The 15807-nt window shown below is 63.2% G+C and carries 18 protein-coding genes; 6 read left to right on the top strand and 12 right to left on the bottom strand.

The window, feature by feature from the left end:
- Positions 1 to 115: 115 nt before the first annotated feature.
- Positions 116 to 598, top strand: a complete 483-nt coding sequence (locus tag CH290_RS15390; RefSeq protein ID WP_020111746.1) for a DUF6764 family protein — start codon at positions 116 to 118, stop codon at positions 596 to 598.
- Positions 599 to 754: 156 nt separating this feature from the next.
- Positions 755 to 1657: an oxygenase MpaB family protein gene (locus tag CH290_RS15385; protein WP_020111745.1), complete on the top strand. Its 903-nt coding sequence runs from the start codon at positions 755 to 757 to the stop codon at positions 1655 to 1657.
- Between the two features lie 62 nt (positions 1658 to 1719).
- Here the strand turns inward: CH290_RS15385 and CH290_RS15380 are convergent, their stop codons facing one another.
- The 6 genes from CH290_RS15380 to CH290_RS15360 all read right to left on the bottom strand — a co-directional run bounded on the left by CH290_RS15380 (position 1720) and on the right by CH290_RS15360 (position 4093).
- Positions 1720 to 2367 carry a TetR/AcrR family transcriptional regulator gene (locus CH290_RS15380; RefSeq protein WP_019664852.1) on the bottom strand — a complete coding sequence of 216 codons (648 nt, stop codon included), beginning with the start codon at positions 2365 to 2367 and terminating at the stop codon, positions 1720 to 1722.
- A gap of 62 nt (positions 2368 to 2429) precedes the next feature.
- Positions 2430 to 2573, bottom strand: a complete 144-nt coding sequence (locus CH290_RS30285) for a hypothetical protein (RefSeq protein WP_155290387.1) — start codon at positions 2571 to 2573, stop codon at positions 2430 to 2432.
- A complete protein-coding gene (locus CH290_RS15375) occupies positions 2566 to 3252 on the bottom strand; it encodes a DsbA family oxidoreductase (RefSeq protein ID WP_019664851.1) in 687 nt (228 codons plus the stop codon). The genes CH290_RS30285 and CH290_RS15375 overlap by 8 nt, the downstream gene beginning before the upstream one ends.
- A 67-nt stretch (positions 3253 to 3319) precedes the next feature.
- Entirely contained in the window at positions 3320 to 3526 is a 207-nt protein-coding gene (locus tag CH290_RS15370) for a hypothetical protein (protein WP_020111744.1), read from the bottom strand.
- A 3-nt stretch (positions 3527 to 3529) separates the two neighbouring features.
- Positions 3530 to 3796, bottom strand: coding sequence for a lipopolysaccharide assembly protein LapA domain-containing protein (locus CH290_RS15365; protein WP_019664849.1), 267 nt, complete (start codon positions 3794 to 3796; stop codon positions 3530 to 3532).
- Between the two features lie 126 nt (positions 3797 to 3922).
- Positions 3923 to 4093: a CsbD family protein gene (locus tag CH290_RS15360; protein WP_019664848.1), complete on the bottom strand. Its 171-nt coding sequence runs from the start codon at positions 4091 to 4093 to the stop codon at positions 3923 to 3925.
- 269 nt (positions 4094 to 4362) lie between these two features.
- On the opposite strand from CH290_RS15360, the gene CH290_RS15355 reads away from it, so the two are divergent.
- Complete coding sequence (locus CH290_RS15355; protein WP_020111743.1) at positions 4363 to 5385, top strand: substrate-binding domain-containing protein; 1023 nt, start codon at positions 4363 to 4365, stop codon at positions 5383 to 5385.
- A 7-nt stretch (positions 5386 to 5392) separates the two neighbouring features.
- On the opposite strand, the gene CH290_RS15350 is transcribed toward CH290_RS15355, so the two are convergent.
- From CH290_RS15350 to CH290_RS15340, 3 genes are read right to left on the bottom strand one after another with little or no spacing between them, the layout of a single operon-like run.
- Positions 5393 to 6148 carry an SDR family NAD(P)-dependent oxidoreductase gene (locus CH290_RS15350; RefSeq protein ID WP_020111742.1) on the bottom strand — a complete coding sequence of 252 codons (756 nt, stop codon included), beginning with the start codon at positions 6146 to 6148 and terminating at the stop codon, positions 5393 to 5395.
- Positions 6145 to 7704 carry an AMP-binding protein gene (locus CH290_RS15345; protein ID WP_020111741.1) on the bottom strand — a complete coding sequence of 520 codons (1560 nt, stop codon included), beginning with the start codon at positions 7702 to 7704 and terminating at the stop codon, positions 6145 to 6147. Before CH290_RS15345 ends, CH290_RS15350 begins: the two co-directional genes overlap by 4 nt.
- A 9-nt stretch (positions 7705 to 7713) precedes the next feature.
- Positions 7714 to 8841, bottom strand: coding sequence for a DUF5938 domain-containing protein (locus CH290_RS15340; RefSeq protein WP_020111740.1), 1128 nt, complete (start codon positions 8839 to 8841; stop codon positions 7714 to 7716).
- 248 nt (positions 8842 to 9089) lie between these two features.
- Here CH290_RS15340 and CH290_RS15335 point away from each other — a divergent pair, with 248 nt between their 5' ends.
- Both CH290_RS15335 and CH290_RS15330 read left to right on the top strand, forming a co-directional pair.
- Positions 9090 to 9737, top strand: coding sequence for a TetR/AcrR family transcriptional regulator (locus tag CH290_RS15335; protein WP_020111739.1), 648 nt, complete (start codon positions 9090 to 9092; stop codon positions 9735 to 9737).
- Between the two features lie 67 nt (positions 9738 to 9804).
- Positions 9805 to 10833, top strand: a complete 1029-nt coding sequence (locus CH290_RS15330; RefSeq protein WP_026347749.1) for a LacI family DNA-binding transcriptional regulator — start codon at positions 9805 to 9807, stop codon at positions 10831 to 10833.
- Here the strand turns inward: CH290_RS15330 and CH290_RS15325 are convergent, their stop codons facing one another.
- On the bottom strand, positions 10834 to 11724 hold the full coding sequence (locus tag CH290_RS15325; protein WP_020111738.1) for a sugar phosphate isomerase/epimerase family protein: 891 nt from the start codon (positions 11722 to 11724) through the stop codon (positions 10834 to 10836). It lies immediately after the preceding gene.
- A gap of 177 nt (positions 11725 to 11901) precedes the next feature.
- Between CH290_RS15325 and CH290_RS15320 the strand changes: the two genes are divergently transcribed.
- Entirely contained in the window at positions 11902 to 13083 is a 1182-nt protein-coding gene (locus CH290_RS15320; protein WP_020111737.1) for a phytanoyl-CoA dioxygenase family protein, read from the top strand.
- 84 nt (positions 13084 to 13167) lie between these two features.
- On the opposite strand, the gene CH290_RS15315 is transcribed toward CH290_RS15320, so the two are convergent.
- Positions 13168 to 14607, bottom strand: a complete 1440-nt coding sequence (locus tag CH290_RS15315; RefSeq protein WP_019664837.1) for a fatty acid desaturase family protein — start codon at positions 14605 to 14607, stop codon at positions 13168 to 13170.
- Positions 14608 to 14627: 20 nt separating this feature from the next.
- A complete protein-coding gene (locus tag CH290_RS15310) occupies positions 14628 to 15725 on the bottom strand; it encodes a ferredoxin reductase (protein WP_170947461.1) in 1098 nt (365 codons plus the stop codon).
- Positions 15726 to 15807: the final 82 nt, after the last annotated feature.

Genomic DNA, 15807 nt, shown 5'->3' with positions numbered 1-15807 from the left:
TTGACGTGACCAGGTCGATGCTGATTCGAGATATTCGCGATCGACGGTCGTGCTGTCGGCGGAGCAGCGTGAGGCAGGTACTCGATCTCCAAGTCGTTCGAAGGAAGGCGTCAAGATGAGAACGCTCACGAAGCTCTTCGGTGGTGCAGCAACTCTGGGTCTGGCCGCAGGCATGTCATTTCTCGCTCCCGCCGCCGCTTCGGCCGCGCCCGTCGGGTGTACCACGGCCCCCGGCGGAGCATCGGAAGCCGCGGTGGAAGGCCAGTCGCAGTGCGACAGCGTCGCCGACGGAACGAGTGCGGCCGCAGGTTACGGATTCGAGGGCTGGGGCTCTGCGGCGGCGCTCGAACAGGCAGCGGCACTCGCACTCGGTCTGAACGGCGGCACCGCGGTGTCCGACGCCACCGCCGGTGCGGGCCCGGCAGCGATCTCGTTCGGGCCGGGCAGTTCGGCCGTGAACGAAGGGGTGGGGCCGGGGTTGTCGATTGCGGTGGCAGGTCCTGGCGGAACCGTCACGCTGACGCCGACTGGTGCAGTCTGCACCGGTCTCAGTCTCGCGGGTAGCTTCACCACTCTTCAAGGCTGCATCGGGCGCTAGCCGACTTCTGTGCCGAGAACCGGGTCGGGGATGTCCTGGTTCTCGGCTTCGTCGTGCGTCGCCGGACTCGTAAACGGTCACTGTTGACTGATTAAGCGTCAACCCTTACATTCACCAGTGAGCGAGTGAGGTCACTGTGACTGCATCGGAGTGCGCATGTTTCACGATCCGTGGACCACGAGAATCGAGTCTCTGGACCCGACCACCGATTACGAAGAGATATACCGCCTGCACTACTCCTACGCGTTCCCGTGGGACACGGTTCAGGCCCTCAGCTTTGCATTGTTCCGCACCTACGCAGTCCCGACCGTCGGAAGCCTGCTGGCCGCGACGGGCGAGTTCACCGAACGTGTACAGCAGCGCTACGACGACACCAATCTGATCCTCGACCAGGTCGTCGAGTCGGGGTTCGCGAGCGTCGACGGCCGCACGGCGATCCGTCGGATGAATCGAATGCACGGTGCGTACGACATCTCCAACGAAGATTTTCTGTATGTTCTCGCGACGTTCGTGGTCGTGCCGGTCCGCTGGCTCGAGAGGTTCGGATGGCGTCCGGTCGGAGTGGGTGAGCGCGACGCGATGGTCATGTACTACCGCACTCTGGGGCGGCACATGGGAATCAAAGAGATCCCCGAGACCTACGACCAGTTCGCCAGTTACATGGACGAGTACGAGCAGCAGCACTTCGCCTACGACGTGGGCAGCACCGCCGTCGCCGACGCCACCCTCGACCTCATGTCCACGTTCGCGCCGTACAAGTTCCTGCCGAAGAAGGTCTTTCGGCGAATGGCATACGCGCTGATGGACAAGCCTCTGCTCGACGCCTTCCATTACCCGGGGCCGACGAAGCTCGAACGGTCGGTTGCCGAAGCCATGGTGAAGGCGCGCGCACGTGTGGTCCGGCTCCTCCCTCCGCGTACGACGGCATACCGCGCCCGCGATCAGAAGGCGGTCCGTTCCTATCCCGCTGGGTATCGGATCTCGGAACTCGGGACGTTTCCCACGGGATGTCCGGTGGACCACGGTCCGAGCGAGCCGCACAGACGCTCTCGCCGGTGAGCCTGCAAACAAGAGATTTCGATGGTCGGCCGGTGATCCGGGCCCGTCGATTACGTGCATTTCTAGTGCAGTAGAACGCTTTCCGCGTGTGAGTACCACTGGCTGAGATGGCGATCGGTCGTCGGATCGTGTGGATCGAACGTGTAGGTCATGGCGGTTCCGCGCATGCTTGTCAGGAGGAGTTCCCTCATCTGCTTGTAGCCGGGTCGGGTCGTGCACTCCGGACCGAACAGTGCGTCGGTCCGATCACGGATGACCTGACCCATTCGCTGTTCCACGGGCCGGAGCTCGGCTCGCAGCTCGTCGTTGGTGCGCGCAGCATTCCACAGCTCGTTCGATGCCCAGAAGTAGGGCTGGCTGTAGTTCGACCACATCGCGTCGATAGCTGCCCGAATCCGCGCCTTGAGTTCCTGGGGAATGTCCGAGCTGATGTGCAGACCACGGATGCGCTCGAGCGCCAAGTGGTGGACTGCCGCACTGAGCAACTTCTCGCGCGAGGGAAAGTGATGCAACAATCGGCCGCGAGACACCCCGGCCTGCTGCTGGATCCGCAGGGTCGACGCTCCCGAGTACCCGTGCTCGATCAGCACCGTGACTGCCGCACTCAGGATCTTGCCCTGGGTCTCCCGGCTCCGGTCCTGTTGGCGGCGGCCGGTTCCGGACGGCTCGGCCGGCGGTCGATCCGAGTGAGGCTGATCGATACTGGACACGGCCGCCAGTCTAGTGACCACGGCATCTCGCTGAAGTCACCACGCGATGCAGCGCTGGTTCGCTACGTCGGGTCGGCCGGGGCGTCGGAGAGCTCTTCTTCACCCGCCGGGGGCCATGCGCACACGCCGCCCGCGCATGCCTCGGCGGGTTCACCGAGCATGCGGAACGACGTGCCCGAAGCGGCCCCTGATGCCGGGTCAGACATCGGCCGCGGCGGTGTCGGCTGTGGTTTCTGCGGCTACGGTGCGTAGGACATCAGCGAACGCGCTGGGCTCCTGTGCACCCGACACCCCGTACTTGCCGTTGATCACGAAGAAGGGGACACCGTTGATGCCGAAGGTGCGGGCTTGGTCGATGTCGGAAGCGACGGCATCCGAATACCTGCCCGCCGTCAGAGCGGCTTCGGCGTCCGCCCGGTCGAGTCCGACATCGGCGGCGAGGTCGGCCAAATCGGATATCCGTCCGACGTGCCTGCCCTCGGTGAAGTAGGCCAGGAACAGGCGCTCGGCAAGCTCGAGCTGCCTGTTGTGCGCTTTGGCGTAATGCAGAAGTTCATGCGCCTTGAGCGTCTTGGTGTGTTGCAGCGCGTCGAAGTCGTAGTTCAGCCCGACGGACGCGGCGATATTTTCGACGTGCGCGAGCATCTGCTGGACCTGATCGGCGGGGATGCCCTTGTGCCCCGACAGAAAGTCGACCTCGGAACCGTCGAAGTCCACTGGGGTGTCGGGCGCAAGCTCGAAGCTGTGGTACACGACGTGGACGTTTCCGTCCTGGCCGGATGCCGCGAGGCCTTCCTCGAAGCGGCGCTTGCCAATGAAGCACCACGGGCAGGCGATATCGGACCAGATGTCGACGGTGATCGGAGCCATGAGGAAGAGAACCATCGACTGTTACCGATTGTTCCCGAGTGTCGACTCCGATCGCCGTCGACACGAGTAACCGCCTACGTCATCATGCGGCGTGCTTACCGGAGGCCTTTTCCGCTCGGCGCTCGGCGAACCTCCCGCTTTTCGTCAACACCTTGGAGATCAAGTTCGGCTTGCCGGATCGCCTCTCGATTGCCAGACCCCCGAGCACCAGAATTCGCGCGAGAATCGGCAGCGCGATCGCGACGAACAGGTACCGGTACAAGTACTTTCGAGCCAGAAGTGGAAGCATCGGTCAACGCACCGCGCGTCGAAGCCGCAGAGCCGCAACCACCGCGAGGGCGATGACCGCGCCGACTGCCGCAGCGCCCAGTAGGGACACACCTTGCGCGAGGTCGAAGTTCCAACCGATGAAGTTGATCCGGGTGTGCACCGTGTTCTGGAGCACGAACACGACGAGCGCGATGGCCAGAATCAGGGCGACGATCAGCGCGAGCTTGGAGGTGATTCCTCCGCGGCGGCGTGGTGCGGGGCGTACGGAGGTGGAGTCGGTGGTGGTCATGATGCTTCCTCGGGGCTGAATTGGAACTCGGAGTGTGAAACTTGGCGGTGGCGCGGTTGTCGTGTCGAAGGGTTCGGCCCGCAGGGTCCCGGCGTGTGCGGGGACCCTGGCGGGCCTGAACGGTGGTTACTTGAACGTGTCCTTGATGTTCTCGCCGACCTTCTTCACGCCCGCCGATCCCTGGTCCTTCTTGCCCTCGGCCTCGAGGTCCTTGTTGTTGGTCGCGTCACCCACGACCTCCTTGGCCTTGCCCAATGCGTCTTCTGCTGCGTTCTTGGCCTTGTCGATGAAGCTCATCGGAGCACCTCTTCTGTGTGTGATTGAAAATTGCAGATACTCAGTCGGTTTCTAATGGGAAAAGCAAACGTCGTTGTGATCTGAATCACATTTACCAATTCGGGCGCGACGAACCGCTGGAAGAGGCGCCTGCGGGGTGTTGACAGAGGGATGTGACCTGCTTCATAGTGGTGGCGTTCTCGTTGTTTAGACCGGTCAAATAGTTCGGTCTAGCTGGCATCTCAACGCGCGTACCCGGCGCATCTCGAATCGAAGAAGGAAGACAACACGTGATCACGAATCGTCGCAGCAGGGCCGCGTCCACCGCGCGCACCGCACCGACCGCACTTGCCGCATCGATAGCTCTTGCCGTGGTGCTCACTGCGTGCAGCAGCACCGGGGGAGCCCCGGAATCGACCGGCCCGTCTGCAGAGGGCGGGACTGCGGACACGCCCAGGGCCACGATTGCGATGATCACCCACGCGCCTCCGGGCGACACCTTCTGGGATCTGATCCGCAAGGGCGCCGAGGCCGCGGCCGCCAAGGACAACATCGAACTGCGCTACAACGGCGAAGTCGACGCCCCGGGCCAAGCGAATCTCGTTCAGAATGCGGTCGATTCGGGCGTGGACGCGATCGCCGTGACACTGGCCAAGCCGGACGCGATGAAGACCAACGTCGAGTCCGCAATCGACCAGGGGCTACCCGTGGTTGCCTTCAATTCCGGTTACGACAACTGGAAAGACATGGGACTGCAGGGATACTTCGGGCAGGACGAGCGGATCGCGGGCATCGCCGCGGGCGAACGATTGAAGGCGGACGGCGCGACCAACGCCATCTGCGTGATTCAGGAACAAGGCGCCGTTCAGCTCGAAGCGCGATGCGCAGGCATCGCCGAAGGATTCGGTGGGACGATCGAGAACCTCAACGTCAACGGACAGGACCTGCCGTCCGTGCAATCGACGATCCAAGCGAAACTGCAACAGGATCCGAGCATCGATTCGATCGTCACGCTGGGAGCGCCGATCGCACTGACCGCAGTGGATTCGGTGTCCGCGGCGGGGTCCGGCGCGACTGTCTCCACCTTCGACACCAATGCAGCGTTGGTCGATGCCATCAAGTCCGGCGACGTCCAATGGGCCATCGACCAGCAGCCGTACCTACAGGGTTACCTCGCGATCGATTCGCTGTGGCTGTACCTGAACAACAAGAACACGATCGGCGGAGGCCAGGCGGTGCTGACCGGTCCGTCGTTCATCGACAACACCAACATCGACGCCATCGCGGACCTCGCTGCCGCCGGCACCCGGTAGCGGCGCGCTACACGAGGGATGCCGTGAGACCACCGTCGAGAACGTAGTGGCTACCGGTGACCCATGATGCGCGGTCCGACGCCAGGAACGCGGCCACTTCGGCGATGTCTTCCGGAGTGCCGAGTCGGCCCTGCTTGGCGGCAACCAGGTCTCCGAACGGAACCTGTGTTGCCGCCTCGAAATCCGGAACGAGTCGGTCCACCATCGCAGTGTCCGCGAACCCGGGGCACACCGCGTTGACTCGAACGCCGGACGGCCGCATCTCGACAGCCGCGACGCGCGTCAACTGGATCAGTGCAGCTTTCGTGGCGCAGTAGGATCCGAGCAGCGGGCTTCCGCCGATGCCGGCGACCGAGCTTATGTTGACGATGTTCCCTCGAGACTCCACGAGCGGCCCGATTGCGGCTTTCATGGCCAGAAACGGCCCGCGCACGTTGACGGCGTAGATCTTGTCGAAGCTCTCGGTCGACTGCTGAAGAAGCGGTGACGAGATCTCGATACCGGCGTTGTTGACCAGAACGTCGAGACCTCCGAGGATTTCCACGGCCTGCCCGACGGCTGCCTGCACTTGTTCCTCGTCGGTGACGTCGCAGTTGGCGATCCCGGCCGCGCCGATCTCCTCGGCCGCTCGGGCGGCGGCCGCCTCGTCGATGTCGCTGACCACGACTCGGGCTCCGCGTCGCACGAACAGTGCCGAGATGGCCTTTCCGATTCCGGCGCCGGATCCGGTGACGAACACGCGCTTGCCCTCGAGTTCGGTCATGGTGTGTTTCCTTTCGTGTTCGAGTGGAGTTGCATCGTGGTGCGTACTTCGGTCTTGAGGATCTTCCCCACCTTGGAGCGGGGGAGGTCGTCCCAGATCTCTATCTGTTTGGGGGCTTTCATGCTTCCGATGCGCTTCTTCACGAAAGCGATCAGTTCGGTCTCGGATGCCTGTCGATCCGGTCTCAGCTGCACAGCGGCCGAGACACGTTCTCCCCACTTGTCGTCGGGCAACCCCACAACGGCGCTTTCCTTCACCGCTGGATGTGCGAGAAGTGCCTGCTCGACCTCGGCGGAGTACACGTTGAAACCGCCGGAGATGATCATGTCCTTCGCTCGATCGACGATGTACAGAAAGTTGTCGTCGTCGAGGTACCCGATATCGCCCGTGTGGTGCCAGCCGAACGCACCGACTTCTGCTGTCGCGTCGGGATTCTCGTGATAGCCCGCCATCACCAGTGGACCCCGGACGACGATTTCACCTCGCTCGCCCGGCCCGAGCAGGAGCCCGGCTTCGCTCATGATCGCGACCGTGGTGAGCGGCGTCGGCCGGCCGGCCGATGCGAGCCGCTCGGTGGCGATCGAACCGTCGTCTCGGAAATGGTCGGCCGGCGCGAGCGTGGCAATCATGTTGGGTGCCTCCGTCTGCCCGAACAACTGCCCGAGGACGGGGCCGATGCGTCGCAGTGCTTCCTCGAGCCGGGTCGGCGACATCGGTGCGGCGCCGTACCAGAGGCACCGCAACGACGACAGGTCCGTCGAATCCAGTGCTGGGTGGTCGAGCAATCCGTACACGACGGTGGGAGGTAGGAAGGCGTGCGTGATGCCATGCTCGTCGACAAGCTCCAGGAACCGGCCGACGTCGGGCGCGGGCATGATCACCACGTGTCCGCCCAGGCTCAGGATGGGAAAAGTCAGTACCCCGGCAGAGTGTGTCAGCGGCGCCAGCGCGAGGTACTGCGGCCGCTCGCCGAACGGGTAACTCATCAGAGCCGTGGCCGTGGAGACCATCATGTTCTCCTCGGTGAGGCGAACGCCCTTCGGCCTGCCGGTAGTTCCGCCCGTACCGGCGATCATGCACAGACCGTCGGCGGGGCGACGGCTGGTGTCGGGTTCGGCCACGTGATCGGCGAGCCATCGGTCGTACGCAAGTGCACCCGGAACATCGCCGTCGAGGCACACCAGCCACTCGAGCAGGGGGAGCCGGTCACGGATCTCGGTCACCAGTTCCGCGAACGCCTTCTGAAAAAAGAGAAACCTGCACCCGAACAGATCGAAGAGTTGGCGGTTCTCGTCGGCCTCGTTCCGCGGGTTCACCGGGCACCACACCGCCCCAGCACGGGAGATACCGAACACGCACGTCAACGCGCGCGGATCGTTGGCCGACAGCACGGCAACGCGGTCGCCGGTCTCGATACCTGCACGCTGAAGCGCCCCCGCGATGGCCACGGTGTCGTCGTGGACGTCGCCGTAGCTTCGCGTGTACTCACCCATCGTCATACACGGTGCATCACGGCCGAGGGACATCCCTTTGTCGAGATAGTCGGACAATCGCATCGTCCCGGCCTAGCTGTGCGCGGTGACGATGGGATCGAGAACCAGACCGAACGCGCGCAGTACGCCGAGGAGTTCACGGTGGCCGAACGCTTGGCAGCTCGACGCGAAGCCCGTTGCTCGGGGCGGTGCCTGAAGTAGATGCGACGCTGCGTACGCGTTGAGCAACGCCGTCTGCTTGTAGTTGCAGTTGCCGTGGATGACGGTGTGCACCCGTCCGAGGGGTCCGGATGCGTAGACCGAATCCAACGAGGTGTTGATCCGTGGATTCTCTCGCGGCGGAGTCTCGCTACGTACGGACGCCGATATGGTGTCGATGATCTGGTACTTTTCGGCGTCGGACTTTCCTTCCATCTGCTCGAGCGCCGCAGCGATGATCTGGGGGACCCCGAGCATGAGCGGTCGATTGATGACGCCGCCGAGTGCGCGTGCATTGGCTACGCGGGGATCGTTCTTGAACCACACCGGATGTGACGTTCCGCCCCACGGCAAGGCAAGGCCGAGATCGTGCTGCCCGGGGACCACCACCTGGTAGATACCGTCCTCGGCGGGCCATTCCACGTATTCGTTCTGCTCGAGGAAGTACGCCTTGGAGAATGCGGCGTTGGTGAGGATCGTGTTGGTCGATGCGACGGTGGGATGCCCCTTCCAGAACACCTGGATGTCGAGCGTGTCCAGCCCCGGTGTCTCGAGGCAGATGTTCGCCGCGATCTCGCCGATGCTGTACATCTGCGCCAATCCTGGTGTGAGAACGAGGTTTCGTTCGGCGAACGCCGCGCCGTATTTTTTCTCGACGTCGATCATCCAGTCCTGTTCGCCGTTGGTGTCCGTGTAATGAGCCCCGATCTCCAGGCTTGCCTCGACCACTGCGTGACCCCATCTGGAGAACGGGCCTACGGTGTTCAGTACTACCTCGGCTCCGCGAAAAGCCTCCACCAGTGCATCTTTGGAATGTTCGACCTCCGCGATGTCGTGCTCGACGGTATCGATTCCGGGGACGGCATCCACGATGGCCTCGACCCGCGCGTGATCGCGTCCTGCCGCGAGAAACGGAATGTTGTACTCGCGCAGATACTCACAGATCAGGCGGCCGGTGTACCCGGACGCTCCGTACACGACTACACGCTTGTCGGTTGGCATGGCAGTAGGTCCTCTCGTCATCGGCCGAGCGCACAGGAGTCGGCCACGGTGGGATCGAGATCGGGGCGTTCGGGAAGAAGAACTCCGGGCCCGTTGTGTGTCACGAGTCACACTATGGCAATATTTGGACGAACGTCAAGAAAAATTTGGACAAGTGCCCAGAAAACTCGAACGCCGTCGGGAATACACTGCGATGACGCCGCAGGGTTGGAACCTGCTGGTGTTCGTCGCGAAGGGAGGGCTGGGTGATGAACGAGGCCGCCGACGCACGTGGCCGCATCGAGGAGCGCGCCAAGAACAAGTTCGAGGCCAAGCGGACCGAGCTGGCGCAAGCAACGTTGCACACCCTCGCCGAGTTGGGATATGCGCGCACCTCACTGCGAGAGATCGCCCTCAACTCCGAGTACTCGCACGGCGTGCTGCACTACTACTTCTCGGACAAACTCGACCTGATCACGCACGCCGTGCGCCAGTACGAAGCCATCTGCGTCACCCGGTACGACGAAGTGGTCGAGGCCGCCGAGAGCGACGAACAGCTGCTCACCGGATTCCGCACCATGTATTTCGACACACTGGAGTCGGACGCATTGGTGCATCGACTGTGGTACGACCTGCGCAATCAGAGTCTGTTCGACAGTTCGTTCCGGGACGACGTACTCGAGATCGAGGGCCGACGCGAGGAGATGATCTGGCGCGTCGTGAGCAGGTTCTGCGCGCTCAGAGGAACGGAGCCGGCGCTGGACAGCGGGGCTGCGTACATCCTGCTCGACGGAATCTTCCAGCGGGCACTGCTCGATCGGTTCGCCGGTAACGAGCGGAGGATCGACGTGGCCCGACGCATGATCCTCGACGCATTCGAGATGCTGGATTCAGGAAAAACGGTTCACGGCCGCTGATATTCTCTGCGGGTACGGTGATGGACCTTCGCGCCGTACGGATGCCGAAATCCCATCAGGAGCACCCATGCCCCACCGATACCGGGTGCGCGAGATAGCCCAGCAGGCCGAACTCAGCGAAGCCACCGTCGATCGAGTGTTGAACAAGCGTCCAGGCGTTCGTGAATCGACCAAGGACGCGGTCGAGAAGGCCATCGCAGACCTCGACAATCAACGAGCTCAGCTGCGAGTCGCCGGACGCAAGTTCATGTTCGACGTGGTCATGTCCGCTCCCAATCGATTCTCGGGTGCCGTCAAACGCGCGATCGAGGCCGAACTACCGGCTCTCGAACCTGCGTTGGTCCGAGCTCGATTCCACTTGCAGGAGCACGGATCCGTCGGCTCGCTCGTCGAGCGGTTGGACCGGATCGCTGCCGGGTCGTCCCACGGAGTCATCGTGAAGGCTCCCGCCGTTCCGGAGATCGTCGACGCGATCGACCGTGTCGTGGCAGCCGGAATACCTGTCGTCACCCACGTCACCGACGTGCCGGGGAGCCGACGGGTCGGCTACGTCGGGATCGACAATCGTGCAGCGGGGGAGACGGCCGCGTACTTGGTCACCAAAATGCTGGGCGAGACCCCCGGCGACGTGCTGATCACCCTGAGCAGCAACTCCTACCGCGGTGAGGAAGAACGAGAGATCGGATTCAGAAGCGCCATGCGCCGGATCTCCGGAACCGGCGACAACCGTCCGCGGTCGGTGGTGGAGATCGCGGAGAACGACGGGCTCGATTCGCGCGTCGAGACTTTGGTTCTCGATGCGCTGGAACGTAACCCGAACATCGTCGCCGTCTACTCGTGCGGCGGGGGGAACTCCGCGATAGTGCGTGCGTTCGACAAGCTCGGCCGCGACTGTTCGGTGTTCGTGGCCCACGACCTGGACGCCGACAACCGTGAATTGCTGTACCGGCATCGGATCACCGTCGTGCTCGATCACGACCTGCGCGCGGACGCGAATCGAGCATGCCGAATGCTGATGCACGCGCAAGGCGCGCTGGCGCCGGTGTCCGCCAAGTCGTCGGCGATTCGCGTGCTCACCCCGTTCAACATGTTCTGACTACTCGACGAAGGCGCGTGCGGTGTCGATCGCTCGTTTCAGAGCGAGATCGAGGGGAGTGGAACGGAATTCGGTCGAGAGGATCTCCGTACCCCACGTACCGGTGTAGCCGATGTCGCGCAGGACCCCGACCAGTCCGGTGAGATCGAACGTGCCGTCGCCGCAGAGCCGACGATTGTCCATCGTGTCGGACAGCAACGTACCCACCACCTCTGCATCGGCGTCGTCCAGTTCGATCCCGAACACGACATCCGACGTCAGCGAGTCGCGCAGCTCGTCCAACGTCGTGCCCGCCCGAAACACGTGCCACGCGTCGACGATGATCCCGCAATCGGGGTGACCGGTGGATCGGGCGAGATCGGCCCCGGCAGGGATGGTCGAGACGATCGAGAACGGCATCGGTTCGATCGCGATCCGCGTTCCGTGTTCTGCGGCCTGGCGAGTGAGTTCCAGCAGTGGTTCGGTGTACGGAGCGAGGTCGCGAGGTTCTGCGTTCTCCGATCCGATCTTGATGTGAGTCGGACCGAGCACGTCGGATGCGCGGAACAGCAAGTCACGGACGGCGAAGGTGTTGCCGTCCTCGCCTCGCGGAATCCACCATTTCTCCAGCAACTCGATCTCGACGAACTTCAGCGGCGAATCGTCCAACATCGCTCGGAGAGTGTGCAATCCGACGCCGGACTCGATCGCGGCCAGATCCGCCGCCACGATGCCCATCCCGGCGAAACCCGCGGACGCGACGGCGGCGATCCGTTCGGAGATGGGAATCGGGCTCACCGCGGGGGAGGCGTCGGGACGCACGTTGCCTGCGGACGTCCAGCACGCGGCGATCATGTCGGCGGGGACTCGGGGCGCATTGTCCGTGGACTTCACCGGCTCATCGGAGATCATCTGCTCATCGTCCCCGGGAACGCAGGTCTCGATCAACGGGCCGATCCATCAAATTCCCCTCGAGAAACGCGTCCGTTGCTCGAGGGGATCTTGATGGTTTTTTTCGTTGATCGGCCACATCTGTCTTGGCAAGCTTGCATCCAGGAACGATCCCTCCGAACTTCGAGGAACCTCATCATGACCAATGACATCCGGCAGACCCCGCGGACCGACAGGCTCAGCGAATCGGACTGCAACATCGACCAATTTCGTGAACTCGTCGCGCAGACCACCGAACTGGCGGACTACCCCCATGCGGCCGACGTCGCGTCGAACGTCCTGATCTACGACGCCGCCGCACTGACGGCGCAGGCCGCAGATGCGGACGCCCGCTCGGACATCCAGGACGAGCTCGCCGACGCTTTGCTGAACGGTCCGGGCATCGTGGTGTTCAAGAAGGCGTTCACGTCGGAGAACGCGCTTGCGGAGACGACGGCGGAGTACCGGCGAATCATCGAGCAGCAGCACGCAACCGGCGTCGTCGGTGGCGATCACTTCGCCAAGCCGGGCGCCAACGACAGGATCTGGTCTGCGCTGCAGAAGCTGGCCTTGGTCCAGCCGGAGCTCTACGCCCGCTACTACTCCAACGACATTCTCGCTCTCGTCTCCGAGGCATGGCTCGGCCCGATGTATCAGGTCACCTCGGCGATCAACGTTGTCAATCCCGGTGGTGCGGCTCAGAACCCGCATCGCGACTACCACCTCGGCTTCATGTCGACGGACACCGCCGCGAAATTCCGTGCGCACGTCCATCGTCTGTCGCCCGCCCTCACCCTTCAAGGTGCAGTTGCTCACTGCGACATGCCGATCGAGAGCGGCCCGACGATGTACCTTCCCTACTCCCAGAAGTTCGAGGCCGGGTACATCGCGTTCAACCTGCCCGAGTTCCGGGAGTACTTCGCGGAGAACTACATTCAGCTTCCGTTGGAGGAGGGCGACGCCGTCTTCTTCAACCCGGCGCTCTTCCATGCGGCAGGTCACAACACGTCGACGGACATCTACCGCATGGCGAATCTGCTGCAGGTCTCCTCGGCGTTCGGCCGCGCACTGGACAGCGTCGACCGTGAAGCCATCGGATCGGCTCTGTACCCGACGTTGCTCGAGTGGACCGAGAGCGGCCGCACCCGTGACGTGGAGAACGTCATCGCTGCGTCGGCCGAGGGGTACGCGTTCCCGTCGAACCTCGATCTGGACCAGCCGTTGACGGGGTTGGCGGGCGAGACTCATGCCGAACTGGTCAAGCGAGCCGTCGACAGCCGGATGAGTGCCGCCGAGTTCGACGCCGCCGCCCGGGCCCTGTACGCACGCCACGAGGCCTGAGCACACCCAGCCGGAACACACGTCGGGCGTCCTCGGTTCCATGAACCGAGGACGCCCGACATGGTGTGCTGTGAACCGAGACCGTCAGTCGTCGCCGCGGGGCGGCGGCTCGACGTCGACGCCACCGGACGAGTGCTCCGGACCTGCGTCCGGATGGCCTGCGGGAACGCGGCTACGCGACCGCGCGGCCTCGCTCTCGGAGGGAGCATCGTCGAACTTGCGGCGCCATGCTTCCTCCGGTCGGTACGGTCCGGGCTTCGGCCGAGCCTTGCCACCCGGTAAGGCGAGACGCGCGATCGTGCGATGCACCATGGTCCACTGCTGGATGAGCGGTCCGGTGTTGTACGGGAGCTGGTACCGCTCGCAGATGTCCTTGATCTTGGGCGACACCTCGGAGTACCTGGTGCTCGGCATGTCCGGGTACAGATGGTGCTCGACCTGGTAACTCAGGTTGCCACTCATCAGGTGGAACAGCGGCCCGCCGTCGATGTTCGCGGCGCCGACCAACTGACGGACGTACCACCCGCCCCGTGTCTCGTTCTCTACTTCCTCCTGGCTGAAGGTGTAGGCCTGATCCGGAAAGTGACCGCAGAAGATGATGCCGTGCGACCACACGTTCCTGATGATGTTGGCGGTGAAGTTCGCGGCCAGGGTCGCCAGGAACGTGCTCTCGACGCCGCTGAACCGGGAGTCGAGGAAACCGGTCGTCCTCTTCGACTTTCCGAAGCGGCTGGAGCCACGCAGTTTCGCTGCTAGCCTCGACTTCTTGCTCTCACGCAGGCGGCCGCCGCTCGCCAGCTGCGCCAGAGCGAACGCGCCCGCACTGATGGTCGGCCAACCCACGTAGTCCTTGACGAACTGCCGGCGTGCCTTTCCTGCAATTCCTTTGAGATCGCGGACCAGTTCCTTCACGGGCTTCTCGCCCCGGCGGATCGCCTCGATGTCCAGATCGTGCAGCGCGACTCCCCATTCGAAGAACGCCATCAGCAGAACGTTGTAGAACGGCTGCGCGAGATAGACGGGGTGCCATTTCTGGTTGGGGTCGATGCGCATGATCTCGTAACCGAGATCCTTGTCCTTGCCACGGATGTTCGTGTACGTGTGATGGACGTAGTTGTGCGAGTGCTTCCACGACTGGGCCGTCGACGCGGTGTCCCAGTCCCACACGGACGAATGGATCTCCGGATCGTTCATCCAGTCCCACTGACCGTGCATGACGTTGTGGCCGATCTCCATGTTCTCGAGAATCTTCGCGATCCCGAGGCACGCGGTACCTGCAACCCAGGCGGGCTTGCTCGTCGAGCCCAGAAGCAGAACTCTGCCGGCAACCAACAACTGCCGTTGAGCTGCGATGACGGACGTGATGTATTTGCGGTCCTTGGCGCCGAGGCTCGCGTACACCTCGTCGTGAATGGCGTCGAACTCCTTGGCGAGCTCGGCTATGGTCTCGTCGCTCAGATGCGCCAGAGGATTGACCGGTTCGGTCCTGCTCGGGTCGGTCCTGGTTGCGTCGTCGATCGTCATCTATGTCCTCCCAGAAGATGTCAAAGCTCGATTTCGATGTCGCCTTCCGCTGTGTTCACGCAGATGCGTACCGCTTGGCCGGTCGGTTCTGAGACGTCCCCGTTTCGAAGGTCCCGTATCCGTCCGGATTTCAGAGTTCCCACGCAGGTGTGGCAGATGCCGATCCTGCACCCGAAGGTGAGGTCGAGACCGGCGTCCTCACCGGCCGCGAGAATGGTCGTTCCACCGTCGCATTCGACCTTCTTCTGGCTGTTGGTGAACGCGACCACGCCGCCTTCACCTTCCTCCGCGTTCCCCCCGATGACCGGTTGGAAACTCTCGTGGTGGAATCTGTCGTAATCGCCCTGGTCTTTCCAGTAGGACTTCAGATCGTCCAGATGCTCACCCGGGCCGGAGCAGAATGCGTCACGTTCTCGCCAGTCGGGCACGAGTTCGTCCAATTCGGTCGCCTTCATGCGGCCTTCGTCGCTGGTGATGCGCAGCTTCACGGCGAGGCCGTTGTGCTTGGCCTCCAGCTCGTCGAGGGTGTCCGCGAACATGAGCTGCTCGCGGGTGTGAACCGAGTGAACCACCACGATGTCTCGAACCTGGTCGTGATGGTCGAGGCTGCGCAGCATACTGATGATCGGCGTGATGCCGCTGCCCGCGCTGATGAAGACCATCTTCTCCGGCAGCGGGTCGGGGAGGGTGAACTCGCCTTCGACCTCACTGAGACGAACGATGTCGCCTGTGCGGATGGTGCCGACAAGGTACGGCGACACAGTCCCCTCGGGCACGAGTTTGGGACTTACGCTGACCAGGCCGTCGACAGGGTCCGGGTCGGACGTCAAGGAATAGGCCCGCCAGTGGTAACGACCGTCGATGAGAACACCGAGCCGGACGTACTGTCCTGGCACGTGACCAGCCCATTCGAAGCCGGGACGAATGAAGACGGACACCGCCTCCGAGCCCTCCGGCGCGACGCGAACTACCTGCCCACGCAGTTCCCGCGTCGTCCACAACGGGTTGATCAACGCAAGATAGTCGTCCGGTCTCAACGGGTTGAACAGCATTCGAACCGCGCGAAGCGCTGTTCTTCGCACAAAAGATACCTGGGGCTTGGCCCCCCGCTCTGCCACACCTGAAACGTAACGCCAACACCGCGTCTGTGTCGTGAAACCGCAAAATGAGCCGAAATCAATTGTATTTCAAATTGTTTGG

The sequence above is a fragment of the Rhodococcus sp. 06-156-4 genome, from assembly GCF_002259345.1.
GTDB lineage: Bacteria > Actinomycetota > Actinomycetes > Mycobacteriales > Mycobacteriaceae > Rhodococcoides > Rhodococcoides fascians_E.
This window is presented reverse-complemented; position numbering and strand designations above follow the sequence as displayed.

What these genes read in the sequence shown, in the direction of transcription:
- CH290_RS15390 (WP_020111746.1), top strand. Translation starts at nt 116, where the DNA reads ATGAGAACGCTCACGAAGCTCTTCGGTGGTGCAGCAACTCTGGGTCTG.
- CH290_RS15385 (WP_020111745.1), top strand. Translation starts at nt 755, where the DNA reads ATGTTTCACGATCCGTGGACCACGAGAATCGAGTCTCTGGACCCGACC.
- CH290_RS30285 (WP_155290387.1), bottom strand. Translation starts at nt 2,573, where the DNA reads ATGTCTGACCCGGCATCAGGGGCCGCTTCGGGCACGTCGTTCCGCATG.
- CH290_RS15375 (WP_019664851.1), bottom strand. Translation starts at nt 3,252, where the DNA reads ATGGTTCTCTTCCTCATGGCTCCGATCACCGTCGACATCTGGTCCGAT.
- CH290_RS15370 (WP_020111744.1), bottom strand. Translation starts at nt 3,526, where the DNA reads ATGCTTCCACTTCTGGCTCGAAAGTACTTGTACCGGTACCTGTTCGTC.
- CH290_RS15365 (WP_019664849.1), bottom strand. Translation starts at nt 3,796, where the DNA reads ATGACCACCACCGACTCCACCTCCGTACGCCCCGCACCACGCCGCCGC.
- CH290_RS15360 (WP_019664848.1), bottom strand. Translation starts at nt 4,093, where the DNA reads ATGAGCTTCATCGACAAGGCCAAGAACGCAGCAGAAGACGCATTGGGC.
- CH290_RS15350 (WP_020111742.1), bottom strand. Translation starts at nt 6,148, where the DNA reads ATGACCGAACTCGAGGGCAAGCGCGTGTTCGTCACCGGATCCGGCGCC.
- CH290_RS15345 (WP_020111741.1), bottom strand. Translation starts at nt 7,704, where the DNA reads ATGCGATTGTCCGACTATCTCGACAAAGGGATGTCCCTCGGCCGTGAT.
- CH290_RS15340 (WP_020111740.1), bottom strand. Translation starts at nt 8,841, where the DNA reads ATGCCAACCGACAAGCGTGTAGTCGTGTACGGAGCGTCCGGGTACACC.
- CH290_RS15335 (WP_020111739.1), top strand. Translation starts at nt 9,090, where the DNA reads ATGAACGAGGCCGCCGACGCACGTGGCCGCATCGAGGAGCGCGCCAAG.
- CH290_RS15330 (WP_026347749.1), top strand. Translation starts at nt 9,805, where the DNA reads ATGCCCCACCGATACCGGGTGCGCGAGATAGCCCAGCAGGCCGAACTC.
- CH290_RS15325 (WP_020111738.1), bottom strand. Translation starts at nt 11,724, where the DNA reads ATGATCTCCGATGAGCCGGTGAAGTCCACGGACAATGCGCCCCGAGTC.
- CH290_RS15320 (WP_020111737.1), top strand. Translation starts at nt 11,902, where the DNA reads ATGACCAATGACATCCGGCAGACCCCGCGGACCGACAGGCTCAGCGAA.
- CH290_RS15315 (WP_019664837.1), bottom strand. Translation starts at nt 14,607, where the DNA reads ATGACGATCGACGACGCAACCAGGACCGACCCGAGCAGGACCGAACCG.